This window comes from Paenibacillus sp. FSL P2-0089, assembly GCF_038595095.1.
In the GTDB taxonomy this organism is placed as follows: Bacteria; Bacillota; Bacilli; order Paenibacillales; family Paenibacillaceae; genus Paenibacillus_AQ; species Paenibacillus_AQ silagei.
In genome coordinates, this window is record NZ_CP152006.1 from 5894986 (window position 1) to 5921948 (window position 26963).

General features: G+C 55.9%; 28 protein-coding genes and 1 riboswitch. Of the genes, 3 read left to right on the forward strand and 25 right to left on the reverse strand.

The genetic code is table 11. From position 1 onward, the window contains the following. Positions 1–18: 18 nt before the first annotated feature. Positions 19–762 (reverse strand): YhcN/YlaJ family sporulation lipoprotein, encoded by a 744-nt coding sequence (locus NST69_RS24720; protein WP_342547425.1) that lies wholly within the window; start codon positions 760–762, stop codon positions 19–21. 189 nt (positions 763–951) lie between these two features. On the opposite strand from NST69_RS24720, the gene NST69_RS24725 reads away from it, so the two are divergent. Further along, positions 952–2022 carry a glycosyltransferase family 4 protein gene (locus tag NST69_RS24725; RefSeq protein ID WP_342547426.1) on the forward strand — a complete coding sequence of 357 codons (1071 nt, stop codon included), beginning with the start codon at positions 952–954 and terminating at the stop codon, positions 2020–2022. 111 nt (positions 2023–2133) lie between these two features. Here the strand turns inward: NST69_RS24725 and NST69_RS24730 are convergent, their stop codons facing one another. From NST69_RS24730 to NST69_RS24780, 11 genes are all read right to left on the reverse strand, one after another. After that, complete coding sequence (locus tag NST69_RS24730) at positions 2134–3177, reverse strand: glycosyltransferase family 4 protein (protein ID WP_339250799.1); 1044 nt, start codon at positions 3175–3177, stop codon at positions 2134–2136. Further along, positions 3174–3896, reverse strand: a complete 723-nt coding sequence (locus NST69_RS24735) for a glycosyltransferase (protein WP_339250800.1) — start codon at positions 3894–3896, stop codon at positions 3174–3176. The genes NST69_RS24730 and NST69_RS24735 overlap by 4 nt, the downstream gene beginning before the upstream one ends. A 25-nt stretch (positions 3897–3921) precedes the next feature. After that, positions 3922–4497, reverse strand: a complete 576-nt coding sequence (locus tag NST69_RS24740) for a class I SAM-dependent methyltransferase (RefSeq protein ID WP_076082334.1) — start codon at positions 4495–4497, stop codon at positions 3922–3924. Between the two features lie 73 nt (positions 4498–4570). Continuing rightward, positions 4571–5287, reverse strand: a complete 717-nt coding sequence (locus tag NST69_RS24745) for a glycosyltransferase (protein WP_036727141.1) — start codon at positions 5285–5287, stop codon at positions 4571–4573. Beyond that, entirely contained in the window at positions 5284–6279 is a 996-nt protein-coding gene (locus NST69_RS24750) for an NAD-dependent epimerase/dehydratase family protein (protein WP_342547427.1), read from the reverse strand. The genes NST69_RS24745 and NST69_RS24750 overlap by 4 nt, the downstream gene beginning before the upstream one ends. Beyond that, positions 6276–7115: an SDR family oxidoreductase gene (locus tag NST69_RS24755; protein ID WP_036727137.1), complete on the reverse strand. Its 840-nt coding sequence runs from the start codon at positions 7113–7115 to the stop codon at positions 6276–6278. The genes NST69_RS24750 and NST69_RS24755 overlap by 4 nt, the downstream gene beginning before the upstream one ends. Beyond that, complete coding sequence (locus NST69_RS24760; protein WP_342547428.1) at positions 7112–8098, reverse strand: polysaccharide biosynthesis protein; 987 nt, start codon at positions 8096–8098, stop codon at positions 7112–7114. The genes NST69_RS24755 and NST69_RS24760 overlap by 4 nt, the downstream gene beginning before the upstream one ends. Further along, positions 8088–9182 carry a UDP-N-acetylglucosamine 2-epimerase (non-hydrolyzing) gene (gene wecB / locus NST69_RS24765; RefSeq protein WP_036727134.1) on the reverse strand — a complete coding sequence of 365 codons (1095 nt, stop codon included), beginning with the start codon at positions 9180–9182 and terminating at the stop codon, positions 8088–8090. The genes NST69_RS24760 and wecB overlap by 11 nt, the downstream gene beginning before the upstream one ends. A 51-nt stretch (positions 9183–9233) precedes the next feature. Next, entirely contained in the window at positions 9234–10769 is a 1536-nt protein-coding gene (locus NST69_RS24770) for a glycosyltransferase (protein ID WP_342547429.1), read from the reverse strand. Positions 10770–10966: 197 nt separating this feature from the next. After that, positions 10967–12100 (reverse strand): glycosyltransferase, encoded by a 1134-nt coding sequence (locus tag NST69_RS24775; RefSeq protein ID WP_209876010.1) that lies wholly within the window; start codon positions 12098–12100, stop codon positions 10967–10969. 32 nt (positions 12101–12132) lie between these two features. Next, positions 12133–13221 (reverse strand): DUF3880 domain-containing protein, encoded by a 1089-nt coding sequence (locus NST69_RS24780; protein ID WP_339250807.1) that lies wholly within the window; start codon positions 13219–13221, stop codon positions 12133–12135. Between the two features lie 281 nt (positions 13222–13502). On the opposite strand from NST69_RS24780, the gene NST69_RS24785 reads away from it, so the two are divergent. Continuing rightward, positions 13503–14279 (forward strand): AAA family ATPase, encoded by a 777-nt coding sequence (locus tag NST69_RS24785; RefSeq protein ID WP_342547430.1) that lies wholly within the window; start codon positions 13503–13505, stop codon positions 14277–14279. Between the two features lie 154 nt (positions 14280–14433). Here NST69_RS24785 and NST69_RS24790 read toward each other — a convergent pair whose 3' ends face one another. The 9 genes from NST69_RS24790 to NST69_RS24830 form a co-directional block, all read right to left on the reverse strand. Then, on the reverse strand, positions 14434–14607 hold the full coding sequence (locus NST69_RS24790; protein WP_341017000.1) for an aspartyl-phosphate phosphatase Spo0E family protein: 174 nt from the start codon (positions 14605–14607) through the stop codon (positions 14434–14436). 116 nt (positions 14608–14723) lie between these two features. Continuing rightward, entirely contained in the window at positions 14724–16136 is a 1413-nt protein-coding gene (locus NST69_RS24795; protein WP_342547431.1) for a hypothetical protein, read from the reverse strand. 9 nt (positions 16137–16145) lie between these two features. Beyond that, a complete protein-coding gene (locus NST69_RS24800; RefSeq protein WP_342547432.1) occupies positions 16146–18044 on the reverse strand; it encodes an LTA synthase family protein in 1899 nt (632 codons plus the stop codon). Between the two features lie 309 nt (positions 18045–18353). Then, positions 18354–19691, reverse strand: a complete 1338-nt coding sequence (locus tag NST69_RS24805) for a 5'-deoxyadenosine deaminase (RefSeq protein WP_209876000.1) — start codon at positions 19689–19691, stop codon at positions 18354–18356. A 61-nt stretch (positions 19692–19752) separates the two neighbouring features. Next, positions 19753–19851, reverse strand: a riboswitch (purine riboswitch). Between the two features lie 156 nt (positions 19852–20007). Next, positions 20008–20535 (reverse strand): GNAT family N-acetyltransferase, encoded by a 528-nt coding sequence (locus NST69_RS24810; RefSeq protein WP_339250816.1) that lies wholly within the window; start codon positions 20533–20535, stop codon positions 20008–20010. Positions 20536–20724: 189 nt separating this feature from the next. Further along, positions 20725–21117 (reverse strand): hypothetical protein, encoded by a 393-nt coding sequence (locus NST69_RS24815; RefSeq protein ID WP_155991539.1) that lies wholly within the window; start codon positions 21115–21117, stop codon positions 20725–20727. A 16-nt stretch (positions 21118–21133) separates the two neighbouring features. Beyond that, on the reverse strand, positions 21134–21421 hold the full coding sequence (locus tag NST69_RS24820; RefSeq protein ID WP_036701531.1) for a hypothetical protein: 288 nt from the start codon (positions 21419–21421) through the stop codon (positions 21134–21136). Continuing rightward, on the reverse strand, positions 21418–21753 hold the full coding sequence (locus NST69_RS24825) for a hypothetical protein (RefSeq protein ID WP_036727122.1): 336 nt from the start codon (positions 21751–21753) through the stop codon (positions 21418–21420). Before NST69_RS24825 ends, NST69_RS24820 begins: the two co-directional genes overlap by 4 nt. A 33-nt stretch (positions 21754–21786) precedes the next feature. Then, complete coding sequence (locus NST69_RS24830; RefSeq protein WP_036701568.1) at positions 21787–22074, reverse strand: nucleoside-diphosphate sugar epimerase; 288 nt, start codon at positions 22072–22074, stop codon at positions 21787–21789. 278 nt (positions 22075–22352) lie between these two features. On the opposite strand from NST69_RS24830, the gene NST69_RS24835 reads away from it, so the two are divergent. Next, on the forward strand, positions 22353–22877 hold the full coding sequence (locus tag NST69_RS24835) for a GNAT family N-acetyltransferase (protein ID WP_339250822.1): 525 nt from the start codon (positions 22353–22355) through the stop codon (positions 22875–22877). A gap of 677 nt (positions 22878–23554) precedes the next feature. Here NST69_RS24835 and NST69_RS24840 read toward each other — a convergent pair. From NST69_RS24840 to NST69_RS24855, 4 genes are read right to left on the reverse strand one after another with little or no spacing between them, the layout of a single operon-like run. Then, on the reverse strand, positions 23555–24286 hold the full coding sequence (locus NST69_RS24840) for a sugar phosphate nucleotidyltransferase (RefSeq protein ID WP_339250824.1): 732 nt from the start codon (positions 24284–24286) through the stop codon (positions 23555–23557). Between the two features lie 47 nt (positions 24287–24333). Further along, the gene (locus NST69_RS24845; RefSeq protein WP_339250826.1) at positions 24334–25071 is read right to left on the reverse strand and encodes a glycosyltransferase family 2 protein; all 738 of its coding nucleotides are present in this window, start codon (positions 25069–25071) and stop codon (positions 24334–24336) included. Beyond that, positions 25068–26060 carry a glycosyltransferase family A protein gene (locus NST69_RS24850; protein ID WP_245368361.1) on the reverse strand — a complete coding sequence of 331 codons (993 nt, stop codon included), beginning with the start codon at positions 26058–26060 and terminating at the stop codon, positions 25068–25070. The genes NST69_RS24845 and NST69_RS24850 overlap by 4 nt, the downstream gene beginning before the upstream one ends. After that, complete coding sequence (locus NST69_RS24855; protein ID WP_339250831.1) at positions 26057–26902, reverse strand: glycosyltransferase; 846 nt, start codon at positions 26900–26902, stop codon at positions 26057–26059. Before NST69_RS24855 ends, NST69_RS24850 begins: the two co-directional genes overlap by 4 nt. Positions 26903–26963: the final 61 nt, after the last annotated feature.

A 26963-nucleotide genomic window follows, 5' to 3' on the forward strand; every position in this document is an offset into this window, starting at 1 on the left:
TATGCTTGTAGTGCCTGCTTACTGTCCGCTGCGCGCAGGGAAAATCCGTTCCGCCATGATGCGGAATTCATTCGCGAAGCCTCTGAGCGGATGTCCGGCACGGAATTCCCGGGCATAATAATCGGCCCGTTCCACGAAATCCGGGTTCGCCGAGACATAGACATTGCTGACGTATGTGTTGCCTTTTTTAACCTCTGCGGCGATTTTGTTCTTGATCTCCCCGGGAAGCGTGTCTTTATCCTCCCCTATACTGCTTCTGGACATCAGCCCGTTATTGCCGTTCCCCGGATAATCTTCGGGAGCTGCCATACCTGTACCGCCAATGGTTCCAGTGCCTGTCAGACTTCCCGGAATGCCGGCCATGGAGCCGCCTGTTCCCGTCATTCCCGGCACCCCCGCAGCAGTTCCTCTTCCGGTAGCTTTCTCGCGGGTGGTACTCCGGGTGTGAACCTTGCCCGAAGCATCCTCCAGCATTACAGCGACATAAGCGCTTCTGCCAACCATAATAACGTTAGCTGAACGGACTTCCCGCATCGCCGCAACACGGTCAGCCAATTCCTTGCTCATCTCCATGCTGCCGAAGTCATCGTCACGGTTCATGTCCCGTGCGGAGTTCACGTGGATTCGCCCGTCTGTCCCCCGTACACTTTTCGTCTGCATATTGCCGCTATCTGCCGAATGGCCGGCACCGCAGCCGGTCATACTTATGGTGCCGAGCAGCAAGGCTGCAGACACGGACAAGCCTAATTTCGATCGCAACATTCCTTCATCCCCCATCACAGAATAATATAGTGTAGTGTGACAACCCTTAGCATGGCTCCTCCTCTGCCCGGTTATCCAGAAAGGATTTGGCAGAGCTGCCTCCACAGTCACATGTAAGAGAACTCCGGCGTATCTTATATAACAGCAGACTGTGTTTCTCCGCGAGAGTCCAGATCAGGAGGGGTAAGCTTGAGAATTCTATTTACGTTTTATGTACCGAGCGGCGGGGTTGAGACCCTGAACAGACTGCGGTGTGAGAGCCTTCAGAAGAACGGCATCGAATGCCATGTGCTCTATCTCATGCCGGGGTCCGGCACCCACAATAGTGTAAGCTTCCCGGTATTTGTCACGAACCAGGATGAAGAGATCAGAACGGTACTGAATACCCATCATTATGACGCCATTATCGTAACCTCCGATTATCTGCTGCTCGAACGCCTGCGCCGGCTGGGGTATGGCGGCATCCTGATCTACGAGTCCCAGGGTCTGGGAACACGAAGCGAAGCACGTAACGTGATTATAGAGTCCGTGCCTTATCTCCAAGCCTTCTGCAATGCCGTGCTGATTCCCCCCACCGATCATTTACTGGAGCTGTTTATCGAGATCTGCCCCTGGCTACAGCGCTATGTTATTCCGAACCTCGTGGATGTACAAGGATTCCGCTATATCCCGGCCGAAGCGCCCGTTGATCCTGTTATCGCCTGGGTAGGGCGGCTGGAGCCCAACAAGAACTGGAGCGAGTACCTGAAGATTGCCTATCATATCCGCAAACAGAGGCCTAACCTTCATCTCTGGATGTTCCATGATCCGAGCTTGGCCTCAGATGACCAGAAGGCGGCATTCAATGAAGAGCTGCAGGCCCTTGGCCTGAATGACCGGCTGAATGTGTTCACGAACATGCCTAACCAGATGATGCCTGTCTATTATTCATCGATTGCCGCTTCAGGAGGCTTTCTGCTGTCCAGCTCAGTCACAGAAGGCTTCGGATATGCTGTAGCTGAGGCTGTCTGCTGCTCCTGTCCGGTACTCAGCACGGATTCCGACGGAGTCAGATCCTTCATCACCCATAATATTACCGGCAAATTCTATCCGCTTGGCAATGTGGAGGCTGCCGTGAACGAAGGACTTGAGCTGATGAATAACACTGCGCTGCGTGAAGCCATCTGCTATCAGGGCCGTCAGCATATGGTTACGCATTTCGGATTCGATCAATACGCACATTCCTTCCGCGAGATGATGAACTCCTTCTCTATCTTCTAACTATTGCAAGCAAGCTTCATATATCCTATCTGCAGGCCAAAAAAACCTTCAAGCCCCAGCGCCAGCCGGGGCTTGAAGGTTTCTCTGTGTTTGGCGTTCTGCCTGGAGGCATCACACGCCTTGTCTGGACACCATCTCGAACAACTCGGCCTGGAAAATCTGCACGCTTCTCTCCCAGGTAAACTGCAGTGAATCCTGCTCTCCCCTGGCGGCCAGACGCTGTCGAAGCTCTCGGTCCTCTATCAGCGTCACTATATCCGCAGCAAGACGGTTCTCATGACGGTATGACATCAGACAGTTCTGCCCGTGTGCGCAGTATTCAAGATTCCCCCCCGAATATACGGTAACCAGTGCAGCACCGCAGCGCATCGCCTCCAGCCCCGGCAACGAACCGGCATCATTAGTACTTGCGCTGACAAAAATATCTGTCTCATTGTAATGAAAAGCCAGCTCGTTGTCATTGCCGGGTGTCCGAAGCTGATAACGCCCGGTGTTAAGCAAGGCCTGCAGACTATCAGATGCGGCATATTCAGCAGGGGGAGTCATGATATAGATCTCCACCTCTGGATGAAGCCGCTTGACCATATCGAGCTGCTGAATCAGGTATTCCTGTTCCCGGTGGCCGGAGAATCCGCCCTCCGGACGCCGCATGATGGCCGAGACGATCAGCGGCCAGTCTGCGTTGTCGCGTAAATGCGTATTCTTGAAATCCGGAGCAACGCCGACCGGAACAATTCTGCCCTTAATGCCGTGATTGATCCGTATGACCTCCTGCTGCCAGCGGGACAGCAGAAGCAGGTTGCGGGTAATGCTGTAGGAAGCGAACGACTGGTTATTATCCGGCAAGAAATTCGGCTCATAGCATAAGGCCAGCCGGATATGCAGCCCTTTGCCCTGCCGGCTGGCCCGCTCGGCAACCGGAACGGTTGTATAATAATTGGAGATAATTACATCCCCATAGGGAAAATCATCTTCGGTAAGCACCGGAGCGGGCGCAGTGATAATCGGACATTTCATCTCATATTCAACAAAACCATGGCTGGGCAAAAGAACAACGACCTCATGGCCAATTTCAGCCAGACGGTTAGCCAGCTCAGTTATCATCCGCTGCGCGCCGCCTCTGGATAAGGTCAGAACCGGGAAGGTCAGTCTCAATTCCTTGTCTCCTTTCTCAGCAGCTGCGTCAAATTGCCCCTGTGCATGAACTGCACCCTTGCAATCTCCCGGTTCTGCGCCTCGCTGTGCAGGACCGAGCCCATCTCATTATGCACACGGTAATCCAGCAGCGGCTCTTCTATATATGACCACTCATAATGCGGAAGAATCCGCAGCCACATATCATAATCCTGTGTATACAGGAGGCTCTCATTAAATGCTCCCACCCTGGAGAGGATCTCCATATCAAACAGCACCGTGCTGCCGTTAACCGGACAGCTGGACATCATGGTCTGAATGAGGGCCGGCCTGCTGCAGGCCGGCATCCGGACGATATCCTGAAACCGTTGCCCGTGCTCATTAATATAGTAGTAAGCCGTATGATTGAAGGAGGTTCCCGAGCTGCGGATGACTTCTATTTGCCGTCTGATTTTATCGGGATGGAACAGATCGTCCGCGCTTAACCAGGCAAAATAAGCTCCGTTTGCCACCTCAATTCCCCTATTGAGCGCCGAGCCGGTTCCTCCGTTGGTCTTGCGGACATACACGATCCGGCTCTTATAGGCTTCAAGCTTCTCCGTATGGAGTGTGGAACCGTCATCCACCACGATCAGCTCGATATCCGCGTAGCTCTGGGCCAGCACGCTCTCAACCGCCAGATGCACGTAGGGACAATTATAGAACGGAATCACCACCGAGACCTTGGTCTTCTGATTCATGCCCCGGCCTCCTCCCTGAGTTCATTTATACTGTCTTGCAGGCGAGCAGGGCGTCCAGCGGCGCGTGATTCTCACCGAAGGCTTCCCGGAATGAAGGATTCTCCGCATGGTGAAATCCCTTCAGTACGGTTACCGCGTAGCCCAGCTTCAGAAAGTCCTCAGGCTCCCAGCCGCTCCAGTGCTTCTGGTAATACTCCCCATGCAGATTGAAATGGTCCTTCCCCTCCTGCGGGAAGAAGCCCCGTGGTGTAAATACGATGACACGGTTCGCAGCGATAAGCTCCGCCTTACGCAGCAGCTCTATGCCTTCACTCATCGAAAAATGCTCCAGAGAATCGATCAGAGTGACCGCAGAGAAGGTTCCCGGCAGGAACAGCTTATCGATATGGCCGGCATCGGCATGAACCGGAATGATATGAGGGGACTTGTATTTGCGGTGCAGCAGATAAGGCCTGTGGATATCCAGCCCCAGCACTACAGCGGCCTCATACCGCTCCAGCAGCGTACCGGTACCGCTGCCGATATCCAGAATACTCTCGGAGAATTTCAGCTGCTCCAGCAGGACCGGCAGGAAGTCTTTCACTTCAATTTCCCGGTACATATGCTCTCCCTCCTAAGCGTTAGTTGCTTGGTCTTGGGCTGTGCTGCAGTGCCGGCTATGCGCGCTCCGGCAGCTAGCCGCCCATGGAAGCAATCAGGGCGCTTAAGGGAGCGTGATAACGGGCACTGGTTGCTGCAGCCTCGGCCATAATGACATCGTAGTGTCTGAGCGTGCCCATTCCCTCATGCCGGCGGTAAGCCGTCAAGGACTGGTTCAGCATCACCGGTGCATAACCGTTTAGAATTGCCCGGTACCACAGATCATAATCATGGGTATACGGCAGTGCTTCATCGAACATTCCGATGGCTCCGAAGATCTCCCGCTTGAACATCACCGTACAGCCGTTGATAGGATTGCCGTACAGGAAGCAGCGCAGATATTCAAGCTGGTTCGGGAATACGGCCGCAGCATTCAGCTCCATAGCCTGCGAGTTTCCGTTAATGTAATTGAAGTTGGTGTACGAGATCAGCAAACGGTTCTGTTCCATGAACAGAACCTGATTATTGATCTTGTCACGATAGAACATATCATCCGAGCTGAGCCAGACTACATAATCTCCCGTGGCATGCGCAATACCGTGGTTAAGTGCCGAAGCGGTGCCGCCGTTGGCCTTGCCCAGATAGTGAATGTAGGGCAGATAAGGGGTAATCCGCTCTGCATGCAGAGTTGAACCGTCATCCACTACGATAATCTCATAAGGCTGCCAGGATTGGCTTATGGCGCTCTGCAGCGCCTGCTCAATATAAGGGCAATTGTAAAAAGGAATAACTACGGATACTCTGGGCTTCATAACAACCTTCCTTCCTTACCGGCCCTTGCATAGCCGATAATATCCGCCAGCGAACGGTCCAGCGCAATCTCCGGCATCCAGCCGGAAATAACAGCATAGTCCCCCGATTCTTCAGGCGGTACCTTACTATCAGCAGATTCAAATGGAGGCTTCGCCGGAACGGCAGGTGTCGGGGAAGGATTGCCCCGACTGTGCTCCTCCTGCGGGCCCCAGTCCATCGCAACCGGAGCTGCGGCATGGGCCAGCAGCTTCGCCGCAACCTCCCCCAGCTCCCGCTCTGTCCCGGAATCAATGCGGTAGATCCTTCCTGTCTCGCCCGAATCCAGAATGAAGCCATAGGCCCTGACCGCATCACGCACATCCAGAAAGTCACGCAGCGCATGGCGCGAGGAGAGCCGAAACGCAGCAGGTGCGGCCGATCCGGTTACAGCGGCTGCTTCACTGCGCACAATATGCTGTGCCAGCAGGGAACAGAAGCCGGTGGACGGACCCGGACCAATCAGGTTCGAGGGCTCCGCCATCAGCACCGGCTGTGCAAACAGCTTTGCCCAGGCCAGCGATACCAGCTCCTCCAGCGTCTTGCTAAGGCTATAGGGATGGGGCGGGTCTGCCGCACCCGGTCTATACTTAAGCCGGGAGCCGGCCACCAGAATACGGCTGGCCGGCTGGACACGCAGCGCCTCAAGCAAATATAGAGTAGCCATTACATTGGTCTCCATGTAGAGCAGCGGGTCCCTCCAGGACTCCGGGACCGAATTCTTGCCTGCCAGGTGCAGCACCTGATCCGGCTTCACCGCTCCAATCATTGCCGCCACAGCCCTGCGGTCCCCCAGGTCACAGACATACTGCTGAACGCCGTCCGGGAACAACTCCGCAGCTGGCTTGCGTCGGACTACAGCAGTCACCTCCGCTCCTCCGGCGGCAAAGTAGGCCACGGCATGCCTGCCGGTAAAGCCGGAAGCTCCGGTAATAAGGAGACGCCGCCCGCTCATGTCAGCAGCTCTGAGCTGCGCATAAAGTCGGCAAGCTCGCTAAGCATCCGGGGATAGGAAGGCAGCTCAATCGTGACATCGCTTCTCGTGCTGATCAGCGTCCGGTCCTGAACCGGCGTCTGCTGCGGGATGATCTCAACATCCTCTTTATGAAATGCGGTCTGCATCATCTGCAGCAGCTGATATTTGCTTACGGGCTGCGGGTGGGCCAGATGAATCAGCCCGGAGAGATCCGAGTCCAGCAGGGAATCGATGGCTTTGGCCAGCTCCAGGGTGGTGACTCCATTCCACATCACGCATTCATATCCGGTTACCCGGCCTTTCTGGGCCAGAAACCATTCCATGAGGCCGATTCCGCCGGAGCGGATCTCGGGCCCGATAATGGAGGTACGGATCGTGAGATGTCCGGGATCGCGCACTTCTCCAAGACTCTTGGTGAGGGCGTAGACCGAGGTTCCATCCGCGGCATCCTCCTCCGTATATCCGCCGCGTGTTCCTTCGAACACGCAGTCGGAGCTGATATGGATGAGCCGGGCATGAATCTGGTCTGCTGCCCGCCGCAGGCGGTGGGGCAGAAATCCGTTGACATGATACGCGCCGATCCGGTCCCGTTCGGCGAATTGATTGAGTACCCCCATCGCATTAATAATGCAATGGGGGGAGACGATTTCAACCAGCTTCTCTACACCGGCGATGTCGTCGGCGTCTACATACAACCCTCCAAGATCCTTCTTATCCCGGGTTGTATGGAAGATGTGGTGCTTGCCCTGGCGGCGAAAATACTCCGCCAGCATATGACCTGCCATACCATTTCCGCCGAGAATCAGGAGCTTCACTGGAGGAACCCTCCCCGGATCAGGATATCTTTGATTTCAGCCTGCTCCATCAGATGATTCTCCGAGCTGAAGCTGCTGAAGGACACATGGGGGAAATGACGGTAATGCTCCTTCAGCTCCGGCATATCGAGTGTGGGCAGAATAACCAGGTACTGCTCATCGTAGACCACCGTAGTCAGGCTCTCGAAATCGCTCATCAGGATCTCATGGATTTTCTCACCCGGGCGGATGCCGGTCTCGATCATACTGACATCCGTCCGGCCGGAAGCTTCAATCAGCACATCGGCCAAATCCACGATCCGGCAGGTCGGCATGGTCATGACAAAGATCTCTCCGCCGATACTGACATCGGAAGCCTTGAACAGCAGGGTAATGGCATCGCGCAGGGTGAAAAAAAACCGGGTCATGTTCATATCCGTAATCTTTACCTGTCCCTTGTCCTTGATCTGCTTCATGAACAGATGGACCACGCTGCCGTTCGTGCCCAGCACATTGCCTCCGCGCACGGTAACAAACTTGGTGCCTGAACCGATCAGATTGGCATAGACGAACAGCTTCTCACCGATGGCCTTGGTCATACCGTAGAAGTTCGACGGATTGGCCGCCTTGTCGGTAGAAATGTAGATCGCCTTCTCCACATTGTTGGCAATCGCGGCTTCGATGACATTTTGTGTGCCGACCACATTCGTCTTGAGCGCCTCGTACGGCTGGTCCTCGCAGACGGGTACATGCTTGAGCGCGGCCAGATGGAAGACATAATCCACACCGCAGCAGGCAGCCACCAGCGCATCCTTGTCACGGATATCGCCGATGATGAAGCTGAGATGCTTATCTTCAAATTCACGGCTCATGGCTACCTGTGCAGACTCACTGCGGGAGAATACGATGATTTCTTTGGGATGCTGCGGCAGCAGCTGCCGGATCAGCTCATGCCCCCAGGAACCGGTACCGCCTGTAACCAGAATCCGTTTATTATTGAACATGCAGGTTCCCTCCAAGCAGAAATTTAACTACCTTTACCGAGACACCTTGGGCAAGATACCCTTCCGGCGCCTCCCAATCGGGCTTAAGCGACGTCATCAGCACGGTGCAGCGCAGAATGCTGTTCTGTTCTACCCCGGACACTACATTACTTCCGCAATCGATAGTTTCCGGGCGTTCTGTCGTCCGGCGTATGGTCACCGTAGGCACTCCCATCAGGCAACATTCTTCTTGAACGGTGCCGCTGTCGGTAATGGCGCACAGGGCATAACGTTCCAGATGAACAAAGTCAAAAAATCCGAAAGGTTCGTGAAACTCCACCAGCGGGTTCATACTCAGCGGGAACTGCTCCGTAAGCTTGGAGCGTGTACGGGGATGGATGCTGCAGATCAGGCGGAGTCCCAAATGCTCAGCCACCAGGTTCAGCCCGGACATAATCTGGAGCAGCGACTCCGGATCATCGACATTCTCGGCCCGGTGGGCTGTTACCAGCAGATACCGGCCGGCTTCAAGCTTCAGCCGGGACAGGATGTCACTGGCCGCGATCTGCTCTTCGTAATGCGTAATCACCTCATGGATGGGGTTGCCGGTTAACACGATACGCTGGCTGGGAAACCCTTCGCTGAGCAGATGTCTCTTACTCTGCTGGGTATAGGGCATATTTATGGTGGAGACGGCATCTATGACACGGCGGTTTTTCTCCTCCGGCACTTTCAGATCGTAACAGCGGTTGCCTGCTTCCATATGCACCACAGGGATGCCCATCCGCTCGGCCAGAATGGCACATAGCGCACTGTTGGTATCCCCCAGCAGCAGCACGCGGTCCGGCTGCTCTTGAAGCAGAATGCTCTCCAGACTGCCGAACATGGCGGCCAGCTGACCCCCGAGTCCGGCCTGCTTATCCTGCAACACGTAGTCCGGTGCGCGGAGTCCCAGCTCAGCGAAGAATACCCCGCTGAGACTGGCCGTGAAATTCTGTCCCGTATGCACCAGCACATGCCGCTCCGCATACCGGTCCAGCAGCGGAATGATAACGCTAAGGCGGATGATCTCGGGCCGCGTGCCCAAAATCGTCATGATCTTCATGGGTTCACTCCCCTTTGATTATGGCCTGCCCTTAGGAACCGGGCAGGCTGCTCAGGATGCCTTACGCCGCCGCTTGCTCCGGCGGCTTCCGGCCTGGCCCGCGCGGCGCTTCTTGCCGCCGCTGGCCCGACGGCGCGCGGAGCCTGCCGCGCGCTTCTTGCGGCGCGGGCGCGTTCCCGCCGCGCCGCTCCGGGACTTGGCGCGGCGCAGCCTGCCGCGCCGCAGCTTCGCGGCCCGCAGCCGTGCGGCGCGGCGCCCGGTCTTGCCCCGCGTCGGCTGTGCCGCGGGGGCGCTCTTTCCGCCCGCCGGCGCAGCAGCGGGCGGGGCTTCCGGGCCGCCGATGAGCTGCGGCGGCTGGAGGCAGTAGCGGAGATGCCACCTCTCCGCTAAGCCTTGCAGCCGGACGCGGTAAGCCGCCGGGCCGTAGACGGCCTCGATGCGCTCCCGCGCCTGCCGGCCAATGCCGGCCGCCATCGCCTGGTCGGCCAGCAGCGCGTTCACCCGCCCGGCCAGCGCATCCATGTCTCCCGCAGGCACTAGCAGCTCGCCGCAGCCTGCGGCGTCCAGAATCTCCCGCAGGCCGCCGGAATCATAAGCGACAACCGGCTTGCTGAAGGCATAGCCCTCCAGGGCGGTCATGCCGAAGCCTTCCCGGATCAGGCTGGGGACAACAAGCAGATCCATCGCGCAGTAAGCGGCCGGCAGACATTCTTCGTACCCGACAAACCGGAAGCGTGAGGTCAGACCCTCCAGCTTCACCTTGCGGACACAGCGCTCATAGTAGCTTTTATCCCCGGGAGTCCCCACTACGAGGTAGCGGGCAGCCGGATGCTGCTCATGCACCAGAACCGCCATCTTGACGAAATGCTCCAGTCCCTTCTCCTTATTAATGAAGGAAGAGACATAGCCAATCAGCGGGTCCCCCGGGGCGATCTTCAGCTCACTCCGCCGTTCCCCGCGCAGCTTGCTCCAGGCCTCGAACATCAAATCCGCGTCACTCCATGACGGAGGAAGCTGGGTCACCTTGCTATCGCGGATCTCCTCGGGGAAGCACGATGCCGCTGTCTGTGAAATCGCCAGAATCTCATCGCTGTTGTTGTGGATCAGCTCTACGCTGATCGGGGTGAACTCGTTGTCTGTAATGGTCTCCGAGATCTTCCAGATCACCGGTATGCCCAGTGTCTTCGCCGCGATGGGCGGCAGGGCATGCACACAGGTGCTGGTGATCACGAAGGACGGACGGAGCTCCGCAAGCCAGTGAGTCAGCTCATGATATTCCCGGCCCTCCTGCAGCTTGCGGATATCTGCCGGAAGACCGGCATAGGGAGTGTATACTCCATAGACCAGCGGAATAGACATCAGCCGGACTTGAAGGCCGTAGCTCCGGGCCAGCTGTGTCAGCTTCCCGTCCTGCGGGGCTACGAGGATACAATTGAAGTAAGGAGACAGCTCCCGGCTGAAGAATAACAGCAGCTTCTCCGCACCCGTAATACTGCGCGTGTTGGAGACATGGGAAAAGAGGACGATCGTCGCTTTGTCGGCCATGGTGTCTCGGCGCTCCCCTGCGAAGGGCTGTGGAGCAGCCATTCACCTCCTAAATTTTGAATGCACACAATCTGTTATCACTCAGCAGTGCTCCTGCTTGGGACGGGTATATTAGCTGACAGGCTAACATCTCTGCCCGGTACTCCAGTATATTGAGGAGGCACAGATGCCGGCACGACACCTGTCCCCTGTGATACGCACATTTTGCTGACAGCCTGTTCTACGATTGCCCTGCTGGCTTACCCGTAAATAACCCTAAGCAGCTGGCTCAGACGTCTGGTATACGTATGATCCCTCAGTGTCCGTTCGAAGGCGCGGAGGGACATCTCCCGGCGCTCTTCCTCGTGCGTCAGATAGTACTGGATTTTGTCCATCAGCTCGCGGGGGCCGGAGAAGGTGTCGATCTCTTCGCCCACCTTGTAGAAGGAGCCGAGATCATCACGGGCATCGCAGAGCTGCAGCGTGCCGCTGGCAGCAATCTCGAACGTGCGCGGATTCGGCGATACAGCCGGAATATACAGCGTGTTATTGTTGACGGCATCGTCGATATGCGAGCGGTGAAGGTTGATCACAATCTTCGAGCCGCTGTAAGCTACAGCCGTCTCCTGGGGGGACATCCATTTGCCGATCTCAATCCGGTCGCCATAGAGCGGTGCTTCCGGCAACCGGTCCCACCAGATTCCGTTAATGACCGTGTTATAGCTCATCAGCTCCGGCATAATATCGCGGAAGAAATTAATCCGGTTCCAGTAGGCAGACCCGATGAAGCTGACATCCCGGCTGACCGGCGAGCGTCCGGTAGTCGGACGGTAATGCTCACGGTGTGCGGCAAAGGGCAGATAGTGGACCTCCGTGCAGCCAAGGCCGCGGTAGATCTCTACGCAATTACGCTCCAGTGTGAATACATAGTCATAGTGAGGCACAATCTTCATTGTGAAATCGGTGTAATACGGATCATCGGTCAGCCAGATCGCGGTCTTGATGCCCTGACCGCGCAGAATAGCCACCTGCTCCAGGGGCAAATCCAGGCCATCCAGCACAAGCACGAGGTCGGGACGCTGGGCAGAAGCCAGCTCTACCAGATTCTGGCGCACATCGGTAATCGTCACGTGAGTGGTCAGTCTTTGCAGCGCGAAGAGCACAGCATCATCAATCGGAGAGTACGGATACCCTTTGCCTGAAGCCACGTACATCACATGGATATTCCTTACCGGCTGCGGCTCCTCCGGGCGTCCGTCCAGAACAGCCAGACGTCCCCGCAGATATCCTTCGTCATAGCCTCCCTTGAAGCCGGTCAGACGTCCCCGCAGCTTCTCTTCCTCCGCAGGGGTTCTCGGCAACGGCGGGGCAGGCATAATAAATTCGTTGTTCATGAGTATTCGCTCCTTTTGATCCATAATGAAATTCACCCTCTTGAAGTAAGAACACCCAATAAATGAGGCAGACGCGAAGTAAAGGTATGCCGGCGCAGCGTGGTCTGCAGTCCCCGCAGCGCATACTGCCGGCGCTCCTTGTCGTGCTTCAGGTAATAATCAATTTTGCGCTTCAGCTCATCGGCAGAAGCGAAGGTCTCCAGATCCCGGCCCGGCTTGTAGTGGATATCCAGATCCTGCCGGATATCGGTCAGCTGCATCGTCCCGCAGGCGCTGATCTCATAGGTCCGGGGATTAATGGAGAGGGACGGAAGCTGGAACGTATTCCGGTTGTCCATCCCTCCCTCCCAGGGCCGGTGGATATTAATGACCAGCTTCGCGCCGCTGTAATAATTGGCGGTCTCCTCCGGCGGGATGAAGCCCTCTCTGATGTACGGAGACAGCTCCTCGAAGTGGGCCAGCCGCTCCCAGAATCCGCCGGCGATGAGCACCTTCTTTCCCCGCAGGAAGGGGACCAGTTCATCGAACAGCTCCGTACGGTTGCGGAAGGCGTTGCCGATGAACACGACATCATAGTGATATTGCGGTCCGGTGTGGCGCGGGTAGAACATCTGGGGGTTGACGCACAGCGGAAGGTAATGCACAGACGCCGTCCCCAGCGAACGGTAGAATTCCACACAGCCCAGCTCATGCGTGAACACATAATCGTAATGCCGGCAGATGACGGATGTGTCCTCGGTGAAATAAGGATCATCCACAAACCAGATCGCCGCCGGGATACCCAGCTGTCTTATTGCCGTAATTTGTTCCAGATGATTCTCCGGAAAAACATGCAGCCCGTTCATCACCAGCACCGCCTCAGGCAATTCGCGCGATGCCACCTCCAGCATAGTTTCCGGAGGACAGATAATCAGCTCGCTTACCAGCAGCCGCAGCGCTTCTGCGACTCCCGCATCGATGGCCTGAAACCCCTGGGGAACATACATCAGTTTTAACGGCTGACATTCCCCCACTTCAAGGGTATTCAGGCGCTTCACGGCTTCGCACAGGCCGAGATGGTACCCTTGCAGATAGCCATCCCGGTAATCCTGTGGAAGCCCGCCTCTCTTTTTTGTTTTCACGGCCTTCACCCTGCCCCGTTATATTCTCAAGACAGTAGTACTATATGCGGAGTCAGCATCCGCCTCATGGACATCTGTCTGTATCACACCGAAATTGGCATATGCCCCCGGTCTTTCGCCCGCTTGGCCCGAACATCTACAGAATCCGTCCACTCTTGTCCATGCAGAGGCAGGGTCTGCACTTCGAAGCCTACTCAAGTCCTTTGCGGGTAAGACGGGAATCATCTACAATTAGAGGCATCACCTTTCACAAGAAAAACCTACTGAGGAGGCACTAAGATATGAGTTCAATCTATGACCCTATGCTGTATCTGCGCCATGTCGAGCTGCTGCGCGATGCAGTCCCTTCCTTTGGAAGCTATCCTTTTAATCTGCCGGTGGTACGCACCCTGGACCGGCTTGCTTTTCAGAAGCAGGTCACTTTTCTGGTAGGAGAGAACGGTAGCGGGAAGTCTACCTTGTTAGAGGGCATTGCTGCTGCCTGGGGGTTCAATCCGGAAGGGGGGACGCTGAATTTCTCGTTTAATACCCGCGCCTCGCATTCCAGTCTCTACGAATATTTGCGGATTGCCAAAGGAGTGAAGCGGCCGAAGGACGGCTTTTTCCTGCGTGCGGAGAGCTATTACAATGTGGCTTCTTATATCGATGCGCTGGATGAGGAGCCGGGCGCGGGGAACCGGATTAAAGACTCCTATGGAGGAAGCTCGCTGCATGAGCAGTCGCATGGAGAATCCTTCTTCTCCACATTCGTTCACCGCTTTGGCGGACAGGGCATCTATATTCTGGACGAGCCCGAAGCCGCTTTGTCTCCCCTGCGGCAGATGTCACTGCTGGCGCGGATGCATGAGCTGGCTGCGCAGAATTCCCAGTTCATCATCGCCACCCACTCCCCCATTCTGATGTCCTATCCGGGTGCAGAGATTCTTCTGCTGAAGGGAGAGAGTATCACGCCTGTTGCGCTGGAAGACACGGATCATTACACAGTCACCCGCGCCTTCATGACGAACCGGGAGAAGATGCTCCGCGAGCTGCTGGGCGATGAGCCTGATCCCTTATAAGCAGAAACGGCTCGGCCGTCCTGTTAAGAACGGCATTCGTTTCAGCGAGAACGTTAGGATTAAAACATATAAACGCTTAAATTTTAAAAAAAGACACTCCGCGGCGTTAACCGTCAAAGTGTCTCTTGTATTTGCATAGCTGCTCTGTATTTCTCTAATAAAGCTGGTCATCCTTCTCCGTATTACAATCACTGTATTCATTCAGGAGCGCATCCAGCTTCACCGATTGGCGGAGTACCCGGACATCCTGCATCCCGTACTCCAAGGCCAGTTTGTTCAGTTCCTGTCTTGCCTGTTCAATCTTATCCTTGTATTCTTCATTCCCCATAGCGGCCCCCTTGTAGGATGAGGCTGTATCAAGCCATTTCCACTCTTTTACTAAAGTTCCAAACACATTGTATTCTATAATCCGCTAGGGGTCAATTAAGGGTTTGACTTGACAGGTTATTTCAGCAGCCTCGACAGCTTATGCAGCGTCCAGCCCAGCATCGCCACCGCCATCATATCGAAGCAGACATTGAACAGGAACAGATGCTTGCCGATATCCGCGCGCCCGTCACCGAGAATCGGAACCAGGAACGAGAACAGGCCGATCAGTCCCAGCAGCATCATCAATTCTCCGGCAATCCGCCCTGCCGCCTCCCGCGTACGGAAGTATTGATAGAACACTCCGGCGTAATACACTAGATAGAAAATAACCAGGAACCCGAGGGAATGGGGCAGATGCTTGTTCTTGAGCTCGCTCCACCCGCTGTACATTCCTGCTACCGCGCCCGCAGGCTTGCCTTCGCTTTTCTCATAGCTTCCGAGATAGTAGGGACGGATAGACATGCTGTTAGCAGCCGCATACTTCATATTCTCTATTAACCGGCCGGGATGCTTCATATAAAAGAAAAGCACATCCTTATGCGAGACACGGTCATAGAAATCCGGACCCAGCGATGGATCATCCTGCTTGATCGCCGTATCCCCCTGGAAATAATTCGTCCCCGCCAGTACCTCGAGGCGCTCCGGCAGCCCCAGGTCGCGCAGATCGCCGCGCACATCCGGAGATTCGTTCAGTATGCCGAAGAACACCGTCTGATACAGGTTGATATGCTTAAGCTCCTTCGGCGCCGCCACATACATAATCACCGATACCAGCGCCGTAGCTACCGCAAGACTTAGCGCCAGCTTGCGCCAGCTGCCTGTTCCATTCAGCGTCCGCAGGCGCAGGAAGATCAGCGCGAAGGCGAGGCCGACCGGGGCATTCTGGATTTTGGAGCAGATCAGGAACAGCACGACAATGAAGAACAGCGTAAGTCCTTTGGAGGACGGCTGCTCCTGCCCGGTAAGCCTCAGACCCAGCGCGAACGTAAGCAGCATGAAGACCATCGACACGGGTTCGCCGAACAGAGAGTTGAAATAAGCCAGATAGCCGATATCGTAGAACACAAACAGCATTCCCGCACCCAGCAGCAGGCCTGTGGCATAGGAGCTCTTCGCACCCAGCTTGACGATCATCCACGTGGCAGCCAGCAGCAGCACTGCATATACAACTGCCAGAAGACGGATATCGAAGTAGCTGCCGTGAAATAAGCCCGCAAGCAGCCTTGGCACCAGCACCAGCAAAATTTGCGAGGACGGGTAGAAGCCCTTGAACAGATCATCATAAGCAAACTTAGAATGACTGTAGCTGAAGAAGCGGTCGGCATAGTCCTCCCCGGCATCAAAATAATTCAGCCCGACCGTATTCATCATCCGCAAAAAATCGCCGTTATCGGCAACGCCTGTGAAGGGCCGCACGAACAACAGATAGAGGATCAGCACAGCGCCGGCCAGCGAGATGAGGTATTCGGGTTTCCATAGTCTTTTCATAACATTCTCCTAACGCTGCGGAAGCAGCTTCACATATTCGTCAGATAAGCCCATCAGCTTCAGGATATAGTCGTAATCGCTCTGATAGGCACTGAAATCCTTCACCGGCTCATGCGTATCCAGCGAGACCGCCTCACCGTCCGAGAAGCTCTTACCGGGCACAAACAATACTTCATCATTAAAAAACGAGCCTGTCGGCAAATAATAGCGCATGCCCACCACATTACGGTCCACATTCAGCAAATCATGCCCGAACGCCGTGAACCCTTCGTCCTTCAGCGATACCCCGAGCAGATTGGCTACCGTCGGCAGCACATCCAGCTGTCCGCCGGTCCGCTCCACAACCTGTCCCTGCTTCATACCGGGCACGTGGATCACGAGCGGAATGTTGAACCGGCTGATCCGGTCATCATACTTGATGCCCAGCGCGTCCTCCACCTGCTCCGCCGGGACGTCCTTCGGCTGCAGGCCGAAATGGTCACCGTACAGCACCAGCACGGTATCCTCCCACATGCCCTGCTGCTTCAATCCGTCAATCAGTGTGCCTATCGCATAATCCGTATAGTTCACCGCGCTCAGATAATCGCCAAGCATCGTGCCCTGGAGCTTGTCCGGCACCTGAATGCGGCGGAAGCTGTCCGGCACCTTGAACGGATGATGGCTGGAGGCCGTCACCAGCTGGGCATAGAAAGGCGTGCCCTTCTGATGCAGCACCGCCAGCTTCTCCACGGCAGTAGCATAGAGCTGCTCATCGGAAGCCCCGAACGAATTGAAATGGTCATTCTTGAAGGAGCCTTTGTCATAGTAGCCGTTGAAGCCAAGCGCCGGATAGAGCTCATTCCGGTTCCAGAAGCCGACCTTATTCACATGGAACGTGTACGCCTCATAGCCCTTATCCCGCAAAAGCCGCGGCAGTCCCGGCAGCTCCCGGTCCCCGAAGCCTGTGGACATGGCCAGCGAAGCGATCGGATAAATCGAGGTGTTGCTCATAAATTCCGCATCCGAGGTATTGCCCGGACCTACCTGCTGATACACATGCGGGAAATAGAAGCCCTCTCCGGCCAGACCATTCAGCACCGGGGTCAGCTCCTGACCCTCCAGTGACTGATGCAGCGGGAAATTCTGGAACGCCTCCAGTTGGATGATGATGACGTTTTTCCCTTTTTGCGATCCGAAATGCTCAGGCAGACCGCCTGTCACAGCCTTGTATGGATAGGTAGCCTCCAGTGACTTCACCTTGGCTATCGTCTCCTGAAGATCACCGGTCCCGATGAGGCCGTTATCCTCCCGGGCCTTGATCGCTGCCACCACCTCATAATTCAGGAATCCGGCCGTCTCCGCCTGAACCAGCTCATTGGTAATTTCCCTGGCCGAATGAATCGAATACGCCGACAGCGAGCCGCCCCCTATGATTGCCACCAGCAGCACCACCAGATAGATGCTCCGGGTTCTGCTTGCAGGCTGACTGCCCCGCTGCCAGCGCATAGGGCCTCTTTTCCATCTACGGAAGAGCGAATAAATTATCACTATCAGCAGATCGGCAAAAAACAGATAATCGACCCACTCAATCGTAGATTCCACACTCTCTTTTACCTGAAAGACCTGGTTCAGCTCATAGAGCGCCAGATAGGTAGGCACCGAGCCGAAGTGATTGAAGTACACACTGGCCGCGAAGAGCAGCAGCGACAATAAGCCATTGAAGGTCCAGAAGACCCCTTTTCTCATCCGCCGAGGCGTAATTACAGCCAGCACACCTAGCAGCAGGAGCACCGGCGCCAGATCCGCAGCGATCCACTCCCAGGCAATCCGGTCAAAGAACAGCCCTCTCAACAGCAGCAGCTTCAGCCACAGCAGTCCCGCCACGATATAGAAATGCACCTGCGCAGACGCAGGTTTGCCCTCTCTCATTGCCATCCCCTCTTACTCTCTTCATTAATAGTGGTGTAAAATTAATTCCTTATTTCTGTAAAAAGCTCACGTTGCTCTAGTATAGCAATACTTGTAAAGGGAATCAAAAGAGGGCCACCCTATTAAACAACTGAGCGGGAGAAAAGGTTCATTAAGGTCATTATCATTATCCGGACAAAAAAAGCAGAGGCGCGAAGTCCCCTGCAAGGATACAAATTGAATCTGAGATGCTTCTGGTCCAGGCTGCAATCATGCCTCCGGTCACTATAGTCAGTTTGTCTGGAACAACTGGCATGGAGCCCCTACCGCTCAGGATAGCCGCGCGCTGCCCAGTAATCTTTTAATCGAAAGGTTCGCTTCATGGAGCACGACTTCCTTGTCGATGGTCTTCAGCAGCCCTGTGTGCATAAGAATCTCACCGTCAACCATCGTTGTCTCCACATCGGCACGGGTGGCCGAGTAGACAATCCGCGAGATCGGGTCCACATCATAGGAGGGGAAGGTATGGAAATTATAGAGGTTAAGGATAGCCAGATCTGCCTTCTTGCCGACCTCGATGCTGCCGATCTGATCCTCCATCCCGACCGCCTTCGCCCCCCCGATGGTCGCCATCCGAAAGACGCTCCGGGCATCCATCGTAGTCGGGCCATGCGCGGGCTTTTGGATGACTGCTGCCAGACGCATCTCGTTGAACATATCCAGGTTATTGTTGCAGGGCGCGCCGTCTGCACCCAGGCTGAGGTGAATATGGTCATGTAACATACCAGGCGTATCAGCAATGCCGGAGGCCAGCTTGAGGTTCGAGCCCGGACAGTGGCTGACATGAACACCGCGGTCCCGCAGAATCCGCTTTTCCTGCTCATCCAGCCAGACACAGTGAGCTAGAATCAGACGTTCGTTAGCCAGCCCCAGGTGATCCAGATAGACGACATTGCGCATACCGGTCATCGCCTGCACAAGCTCGATCTCGCCCAGATTCTCGGAAGCATGGGTATGCACCTTCACCCCGTAACGGGCCGAGAGGCTCTGTACCTCCCGCAGCAGCGGCTCCGTACAAGAAATGACAAACCGCGGGGAAAAAGCATACTGAATCCGGCCATTCGCATATCCGTTCCATTTCTCCAGCAGATCCACACTCTCCTGCAGCGAAGCCGCCGTCTCCTCCTGCAGGGCCGCCGGTGCATCGGGGTTCTTCCGGTCCATCATGACCTTCCCTGACAACGCGCGGATACCGCTCTTCGCAATCGCCTGGAAGGCATAATCCGTATGATGTACCGTCTCCATATCCACGATGGTCGTTGTGCCGCTGGTGATTAATTCCCCAATGCCGAGCATGGCAGAATAGTACAGGGACTCCTCGTCATGCGCCGCCTCCAGCGGCCAGATCCGCTTGCGCAGCCAGTCCATCAGCTCCAGATCATCCCCTTTGCCGCGGAACAGCGTCTGGCACAGATGAATATGCGTCTGGATAAAGCCGGGGATAACCGTCCGGTTCTTAGCGTCTATGACAAGTTCATCCCCATTCCCTTCAAGGCCGGTGCCAATCTCCACAATCAGATCGCCCTTGATACGGATATCGCCATATATAATGTCCTCCTGCTTGTTCATCGTAATAATCTCCGCATGCTTGATCAGGATATTCGCCATTGTCTTCTCCCCCTAGTCTTGTTGATATCCGGCTGCCTGTAACACAAAAAGGCCACAAAAATATGCCTCAGCATATTTTCGTAGCCAGAAATTTACGGTTCCCGGTAGAGACCCTTAAACCAATTATTAAGGATATACGAAAAGGACTATTCCAATGCTTATGAATAATCCCATCATAATTGAAAGACAACTTTCCTGTCAATAAGAGTTATTAAAGTTAACACAAATATTCGATAAAGTGAGTTTAGGGCATGAATCAACATTTTAACAATAGAAAATCAGACTTCAATGTAATGTTAACTCACTTGATCGGAAGTTATCTCTCCATATTCTCTGGCAGCACCTTCTCAAACACCGGAAAAGCAGCGGTACGGCCGGGAAAACAAATCTCGCCTCTCTGCGAATACCCGAGCGAAGGATACAGCTTAAGCACCCTGTCATTCTTCGCATATGTATCAAGCCGGATGCTTCTATGCCCGCTGCTGCGGGCGAATTCCTCGGCAAAGGCGATCAGCCGCCGGGCAATCCCTCTGCCCTGAATCTCGGGATGTACCGCGAGCCGGTGCATGATCAGATGCGGCCCCTGCTGCTGTTCCCATTCAATGCCTGCATATTGCTCCGCCTGGTTCTCATCCAGCACAAGAATCCCGGCAATCGCCTCATGCTCCAGGCAGACAAATAAGGTGCCCTTACCGATATCTTCACTAATGACTTCCCGGTTAGGGTACCCTTCATCCCATTGATCGCTTCCGCCTGCCTGCATAACTTGTACACATTCGGCAATCAGATTCATAATCTCCTGGATTTCCTCACTCCGCGCTCTTCGTATCTCATTACCCATCATGTGTGTTCCCCGCTTTCCTGCCTGAATAGTGACCCCGGTAAAGATTCTGTTAAGAAGTCTACCATATCCGGCCGGAAATTCCGAGAGCCCGCCTTATCCCAAAGTTCCCCATGTGCTATAGGGGCGGCGCAATATGCGCCAGCCCCTATATAACCGCAGCCCTGGTCCGCTGCTGTTCCTGCGGCTCTGTCAGCCAAGCTCCAGCTTATGCCCGTCCTCGAAGCCCTTGGCGAAACCGGCGTCGAACCCCACGTTGTATGCTTCGGTGTAGCCCTGCTGATAGGCGTCTCCCGGCGGCAGTTCCGGCGGGACGCCCAGCTCCGGGGGGAGCGGAATCACCTGCGGCACCAATGGTGTTTCGATTGCCGGTATGACCTGCACAGCGCGCACCCTGCGTAACCGGCGGCGTAGCCTTCTTTTTTTGCGCAGCTGCAGGGATTTCTTCCCCGGCTTACCGGGCAGACCCTTGCGCGATTTGCGTCCGGGACCTTTGCGTATCCGTGTCTTCCGCGACAGCAGCGGTCTGCGTCTCTTGCCCTTGCCCGTGGAACCAAGCTTGCCCAGTCTCTTTCTCTTCATCATCTACGCCTCCTGTACTTCATCTACTTCTGGCGGTCCCCTCTGAGCAGACCTTGCTCAGCCAGGGGGCTGCAGGCACTCCTTCTTTGGGCTCATGCAGCGAAATACCGGATATCATCCGGCACATCGAACTCTGGTACCCGCTAAGAATCCTGATATTGTCGCTCAGCTTGCGGGCTGTCAGCTCCGATTGCCCCGTCACTTCAGCAATACTCTCGAGGATGGCTGCAAGCGCTGCCTGGCTGCGGGCGATCGAGCGGATCATCTCCAGCTTGACGGCGTGTTCGGAGAGCAGCCCGCCGCTCATTTGCTGTCGTCCCCGAAGCTGAAGCCCTCGCCATCCCCGCCGAAATCGCCGCCCTCGTCTTCCCCGCTGCCCAGCACCGCCTTCAGATTGCTGTACAGCCCGTTCTCCAGCTTCGTCAGCCCCTCTACCATTTCCACGATTACCTCGTGAATAGAGATGGATTCCTTCAACTGGTCTTCGTGGGAGTCGAACGCTCTAGCGTGGATATGATGATGGGTCCACTGCTTCACTTTTTCCGCTTCCACCGCTTTGGCCTCGAGAATCATCGCGATGTTCCACTGGATGGCAGCGGTCGACTCCAGCATTTGCAGATATGCCTTTTCTCTGCTCATCCTCCGCCTCCTTGCTCAGATTACACGTTACCCTTACTCTTCTTCCTGACCGTTTAATTCCTTGATGACCCTGCCTACTCCCTCAGCCATCGCCTCTTCGAGATCAGCAAGTGCATTGAGATAAGCAATGATATTTTTGTTGACTTGGCCTGAGCTTTCCACCAGCCCACTGAATCCGCCGAAATCAGGGTCCGCATCCGGCAGATCGTGAACTATTTGCGACATACGGACGGCTACGTGGCGTTCGGCGTCGAGAATCCGTGCCATTTGTTCGTGCGTATGGGCCATGTGCTGCAGGACTTTTGTAATTTTACTCTGCACCTTCATGTCTCCTTTGCTCAAACGCCCTGCTACAGCATATGCGGCATCCGCCTTGACGGTGCCGGAGAAGCGCCGCAAGTTGGGCTGGGACATGTCGCAAGATGACCATTAATTTCAATGTTTGAATCCCCGTGTCCGCTTCCGCTTCAAGGTACGGAGAAGGCTGCATGCTGGAGCATATTGACAAGGGACAGGACGGCAGACTATGCTTGGCTGAAAACACATCCTAATGGTGTATGTCCGCATCTATGTACCCGGATTAGAACTGGAGGCAATCTATGAAACTTACAGGTGAACACCTGGACCTATCTCCTCTGAGCGCACCCGAGCTGGCGTTAGCCTTAGAGAATTACGCCGGGCTGGAGCAGGCGCTGGGCCTGAACGTGACGGCAACCGCAACCCTGATGGACGATGAAGAGATGCGCTATGCGATGCGGGTCAGGCATGCGAAGGTACTACAGGATGAAGAGAATTACTGCTGGCTGACCATGTGGGCCATCATCCACCGGGAGCAGCGGCAGCTCATCGGCTTCCTGATTCTCAAAGGCCGCCCGAACGAGCAAGGAGAGGTCATCGTTGGTTATGTCCTGGACGAGAGATACTGGGGCCAGGGCTATGCCACAGAAGCGCTGCGGCAGATCACCGCCTGGATCTTCAGCCATCCCGGCGCACGCTGGGTCATTGCAGATACCGAGAAGGACAACCTAGCCTCCCACCGTGTCCTGCAGCACCTGGGTGCAGAGCTGTACCGCGAGACCGAGGATTTGTTCTGGTGGAGAATCGCCCGGTCAGCAAGCAGCTGATCGTGATGAGTTGGGTGGCTGCCAAGCTGGGGGCTGCATGCTAAGGGCGATAAGCTGGGGCTCATGCTGAGGCGATAAGCTGCGGACTACGGGCGATAAGTTGAAGGCTGCAAGCTGGAGACTATAAACCCAGGGCTGTATGCTACGGGGGTTAAGTAAAAGGCTGCAAGCTGAAACGGCTGCACTGCCCGCCGGGGGAGTTAGAACCGACTTTCGACCCCTGCGCCCGCTTTCGGCGGATTCAGGGGCATTTGTGCTCTTCATTTCTGCCGAACGCTGACTTTCACCGGATTCAGGGGCATTTGTGCTCTTCATTTCCGCCGAACGCCAACTTTCGCCGGATTCAGGGGCATTTGTGCTCTTCATTTCTGTCGAACGCCAACTTTTGCCCGATTCAGGGGCATTTGTGCTCTTCATTTTAGCCCAGCGCCGACTTTTGGTGAATTCAGAGGGATTTATCCCTCTCCTTCCAGCCGCCAGCCCACTTCCGGCGAATTCTATGGGATTTATCCCTTTAGTTACCTTTTACCACTCAAGTTTCCTTCAATCCTCTTCCTCTTCCTCTTCCTCTTCCTATGTAGACCAACTAATTACTCTTCCCTCTCCCTCTCACCCGCTCTCCCCCCCTTCCACCCCGTTCAATAATCGCCCTCACCTACCAAAAAAAACGCCGCCCCTCAGGGCAGCGTATCTCTCAGCTTATCTCCGGCTTCGCGCAGAGACTGGAAGGTTCCCGCGTCGCTCCACCAGCCTTGCAGCACATCATAGCTTAGCTTGCGCTCGGCAGCATACAGGTTGTTCACATCAGTAATCTCCAGCTCGCCCCTTCTGGAAGGCGAAATCCGGCGGATGATATCGAATACAGCTTCATCGTACATATATATGCCTGTAACACAGAATTTCGTCTTCGGCTGCTCCGGCTTCTCTTCAATGTAAGCAATCAGGGAGGCATCGGCGCTGTCAAACACCGGAACTCCGTATCTGCGCGCATCCTCGACAGGCTTCAGGAGCACCTTCGCGGTACCCGCCGGCTGTTGCAGATAACTCTTCACGTAAGGCTCCAGACTATCCTTGAACAGATTATCCCCCAGCAGCACGACAAACCGTTCCCCCGGCAGGATGAATCCTTCCGCCAGCTCCAGCGCTTCCGCGATGCCGCCTGCCGCCTCCTGGATTTTGTAAGTCAGGGATACGCCAAATTCAGCGCCGCTGCCCAAAAAGTCAGTGTACTGTCCTGCGGACTGTTTGCTGATGACCAGGAGAATATCGGTGATCCCCCCCTGGCGCAGCCGCTCGATCCCGTAGCACACCATAGGGTACTTGCCGACCGGAAGCAAATGTTTGTTCATCAGCCGGGTGAGCGGGTATAGCCTTGTTCCTGTTCCGCCTGCCAGTATGACTCCTTTCACTTACGTTCCTCCTCTTTCTCTACGTCTTTTGCCTTCGGCCAGCGGCCTCAGATGAACTGCGCCGGGTCCACTTGCCATTTCTCTATAAAAAACCTGCGGTTGCGCTCCACCAGCTCCTGCAATGAGGCGGAATAGACCTCCTTGAAGCTGGCGCTGCCTTCATGATGAACCAGGCAATCTCCGGCAATCAGCAGCCGGTATCCCTGCAGCCGGGCACGGTAGCAGTAATCGTCATCCTCATAATGGCCCGGCGAGAATCGTTCATCGAGCAGGCCGATCGCGTCCATAAGCTGTCTTTTGAATAAAAAGCACAGACCTACAAGCCTTCGGGTCTCCACCCACTTCGCTGCATCAGGAATATTGGCCCGGAGTGCCTCGGCATGGAACCCTGCAATATCGGTATAGCCGGTCTGTACCTGCTGCTGTCCGCTGGCATAATTCGTCACCGGTCCGACAATCCCTATATCGGAGGCACTGTACAAAGCGCTCTTCAGATTATCCAGCCAGCCTTGCGACACAATGACGTCATTGTTCAGCAGCAGCAGCTCCTCCCCCGCAGCCAGCTGAAGCCCAATATTGCAGGCCAGCGGAAAACCGCGGTTCTCCGGGAGGGAAATGAACTTCAGCTTGCTGGCACGGCAATAGGCTTCGGTACCATCATCCGAGGCATTGTCCACTACAATAATCTCATAGGCTGACCGGGTATGCGCTCTGATCGATTCGACGCAGGAACGCAGCAGCCCAAGCCTGTTATACGTAGGAATAATAATGCTCGTCATTGTCATAACGCGTTCCTCCAGGCGGCAATCTGCCGGCGGTGCTCCAGCAAATTATCGGCCGACAGCTGCCCGCTGCTCTGCTGGTGGGCAATCACACAGACCAGGGCTTCCGCGTGATCACCGGCAATCAGCTGCTCCATAGCATTCCCGGCACCCGTGTTGCCCTGGCGCAGCCGGTTCTGCTTGATCACATTCACCCCTCCGGCCTTCTCCACCCGCAGGCGGCCCAGAATGGAGAGCGCCAGCGCCCGAGGCGGCACCATCAGCTCGCGGTAGCCGATTCTCTCCAGCGCCCGGCGGGATAAGGCATGCGGAACCGCCGTCATGGAGCTTGCTCCAAGATCAGGGCGGCCCAGAACCTGATTCAGGTAGAGCTTGCAGCGGGTAACCGCATCACTTAGCCCGAAGGGCGGCAGCAGCGGATCAAGGTCATTGAGCGCCACATCCACCCCCCGGTCCACCGCAGCCACAAAAGAGGACAGCTGCCCGGCGGAGATCACCATATCGCCGTCCAGAAACAACAGGATATCTCCCCGGCTAAGCTTGGCGCCAAGAGAACGTCCCACATCATGTCCGGCAGATTCCGGAATGTACACTATACTTGCCTGAGCGCATAGCCGGGTCCGCTGAAAGCTGCGGTCATTACATCCATTGAGCACAACAATAATTTCTTGCGGCTTCAGGCGTTCCACCTGCTCCAACAGCTTCGGCAACGTCTGCTCCTCATTCCTGGCCGAGATAATGACCGACAGCGAACCCTGAGATGCCGGCAGGGACAGGCCCCTACGCCCGGAAGCGGGCTTCCGCTTGGACCGGGAGAGGCCAGGGCCCGCCGCCGCAGGCTTGTTGCGGCGCTTCGCGGACCGCCGCTTAGCTGCGCCTCCACGCACTACTGCGCTGCGTCTGGCGGAGCGGCCTGTAGAGCCGCTGCTTCCAGGAGCAGTACGCCCCGCTGAAGACCGGCCGCTGACGGATACTTCCCGCGCTCCCATCATCTCACCATCTCCCTTCGCCGGATGCCGTCCCCGAAGCCAGCCCGGCCGCCCTTGCGTTCCAGCACCATTGCTACAGCATCCAGGTGGTCTCTGAGGATAGCCTCCTGCAGAAGATCACTGCCGCTGTGCTTCCGGCGGACCGCATTCATCCTGCCCACAGGCACGTTATACACCGCCGTCACAACCAGACCCTCCAGTACTGCCTGCGCATGTGCGAGCGGCGGCCTCGACAGCAGACCGCTGCCCAGAACATCTAGCGCCCTGCGGCTAATCGCATGAGGAACGGCGGTCAAGGAGCAGCCCTTCAGCTCAGACCTTCCGAGCAGAAGATTCAGCACATGCTTGGATAACACCACCGGATGCGGAAATCTGCTGCGGACCGGGCCGGAATAATCATTCAAGGCCAGATCCGCTCCGCCGCTGACCGCGTTCACGAAGGGACGCAGACGCGAGGCGGGGATCACCAGATCCCCATCAGTGAACAGCAGAACCGCTCCCTTCGCCGCCTCCGCGCCTACGCTTCGCCCGACATCGTGTCCGAGCGGCTGTTCATACACAATTACGTTAGCTCCGCAGGAGCGCGCAATATCTGCGGTCTGATCCGCAGAACCGTTAACAATCACAATAACCTCACAGCGGGGATGAACGCCTCTGGCTCCGGCAATCACTGCGGCAATCGTCGCCGCCTCATTCATGGCCGGAATAATAACCGACACCTCAGGCTGCGGATGATTCACCGCAGGCGGCAGTACAGCAGGCCGTACCGGCCTTGCCACCGGCCGCCGTGTTGTCCGGGTTGCCCGCCGCCCCGTGCGGCGGGCAGATGCTCCTTTTCTTTTCATGCTCATCCACCTTCCTTCACAGGGCTGCTCCCGGGCTGAGGGTTACACCATAGTCTATGTA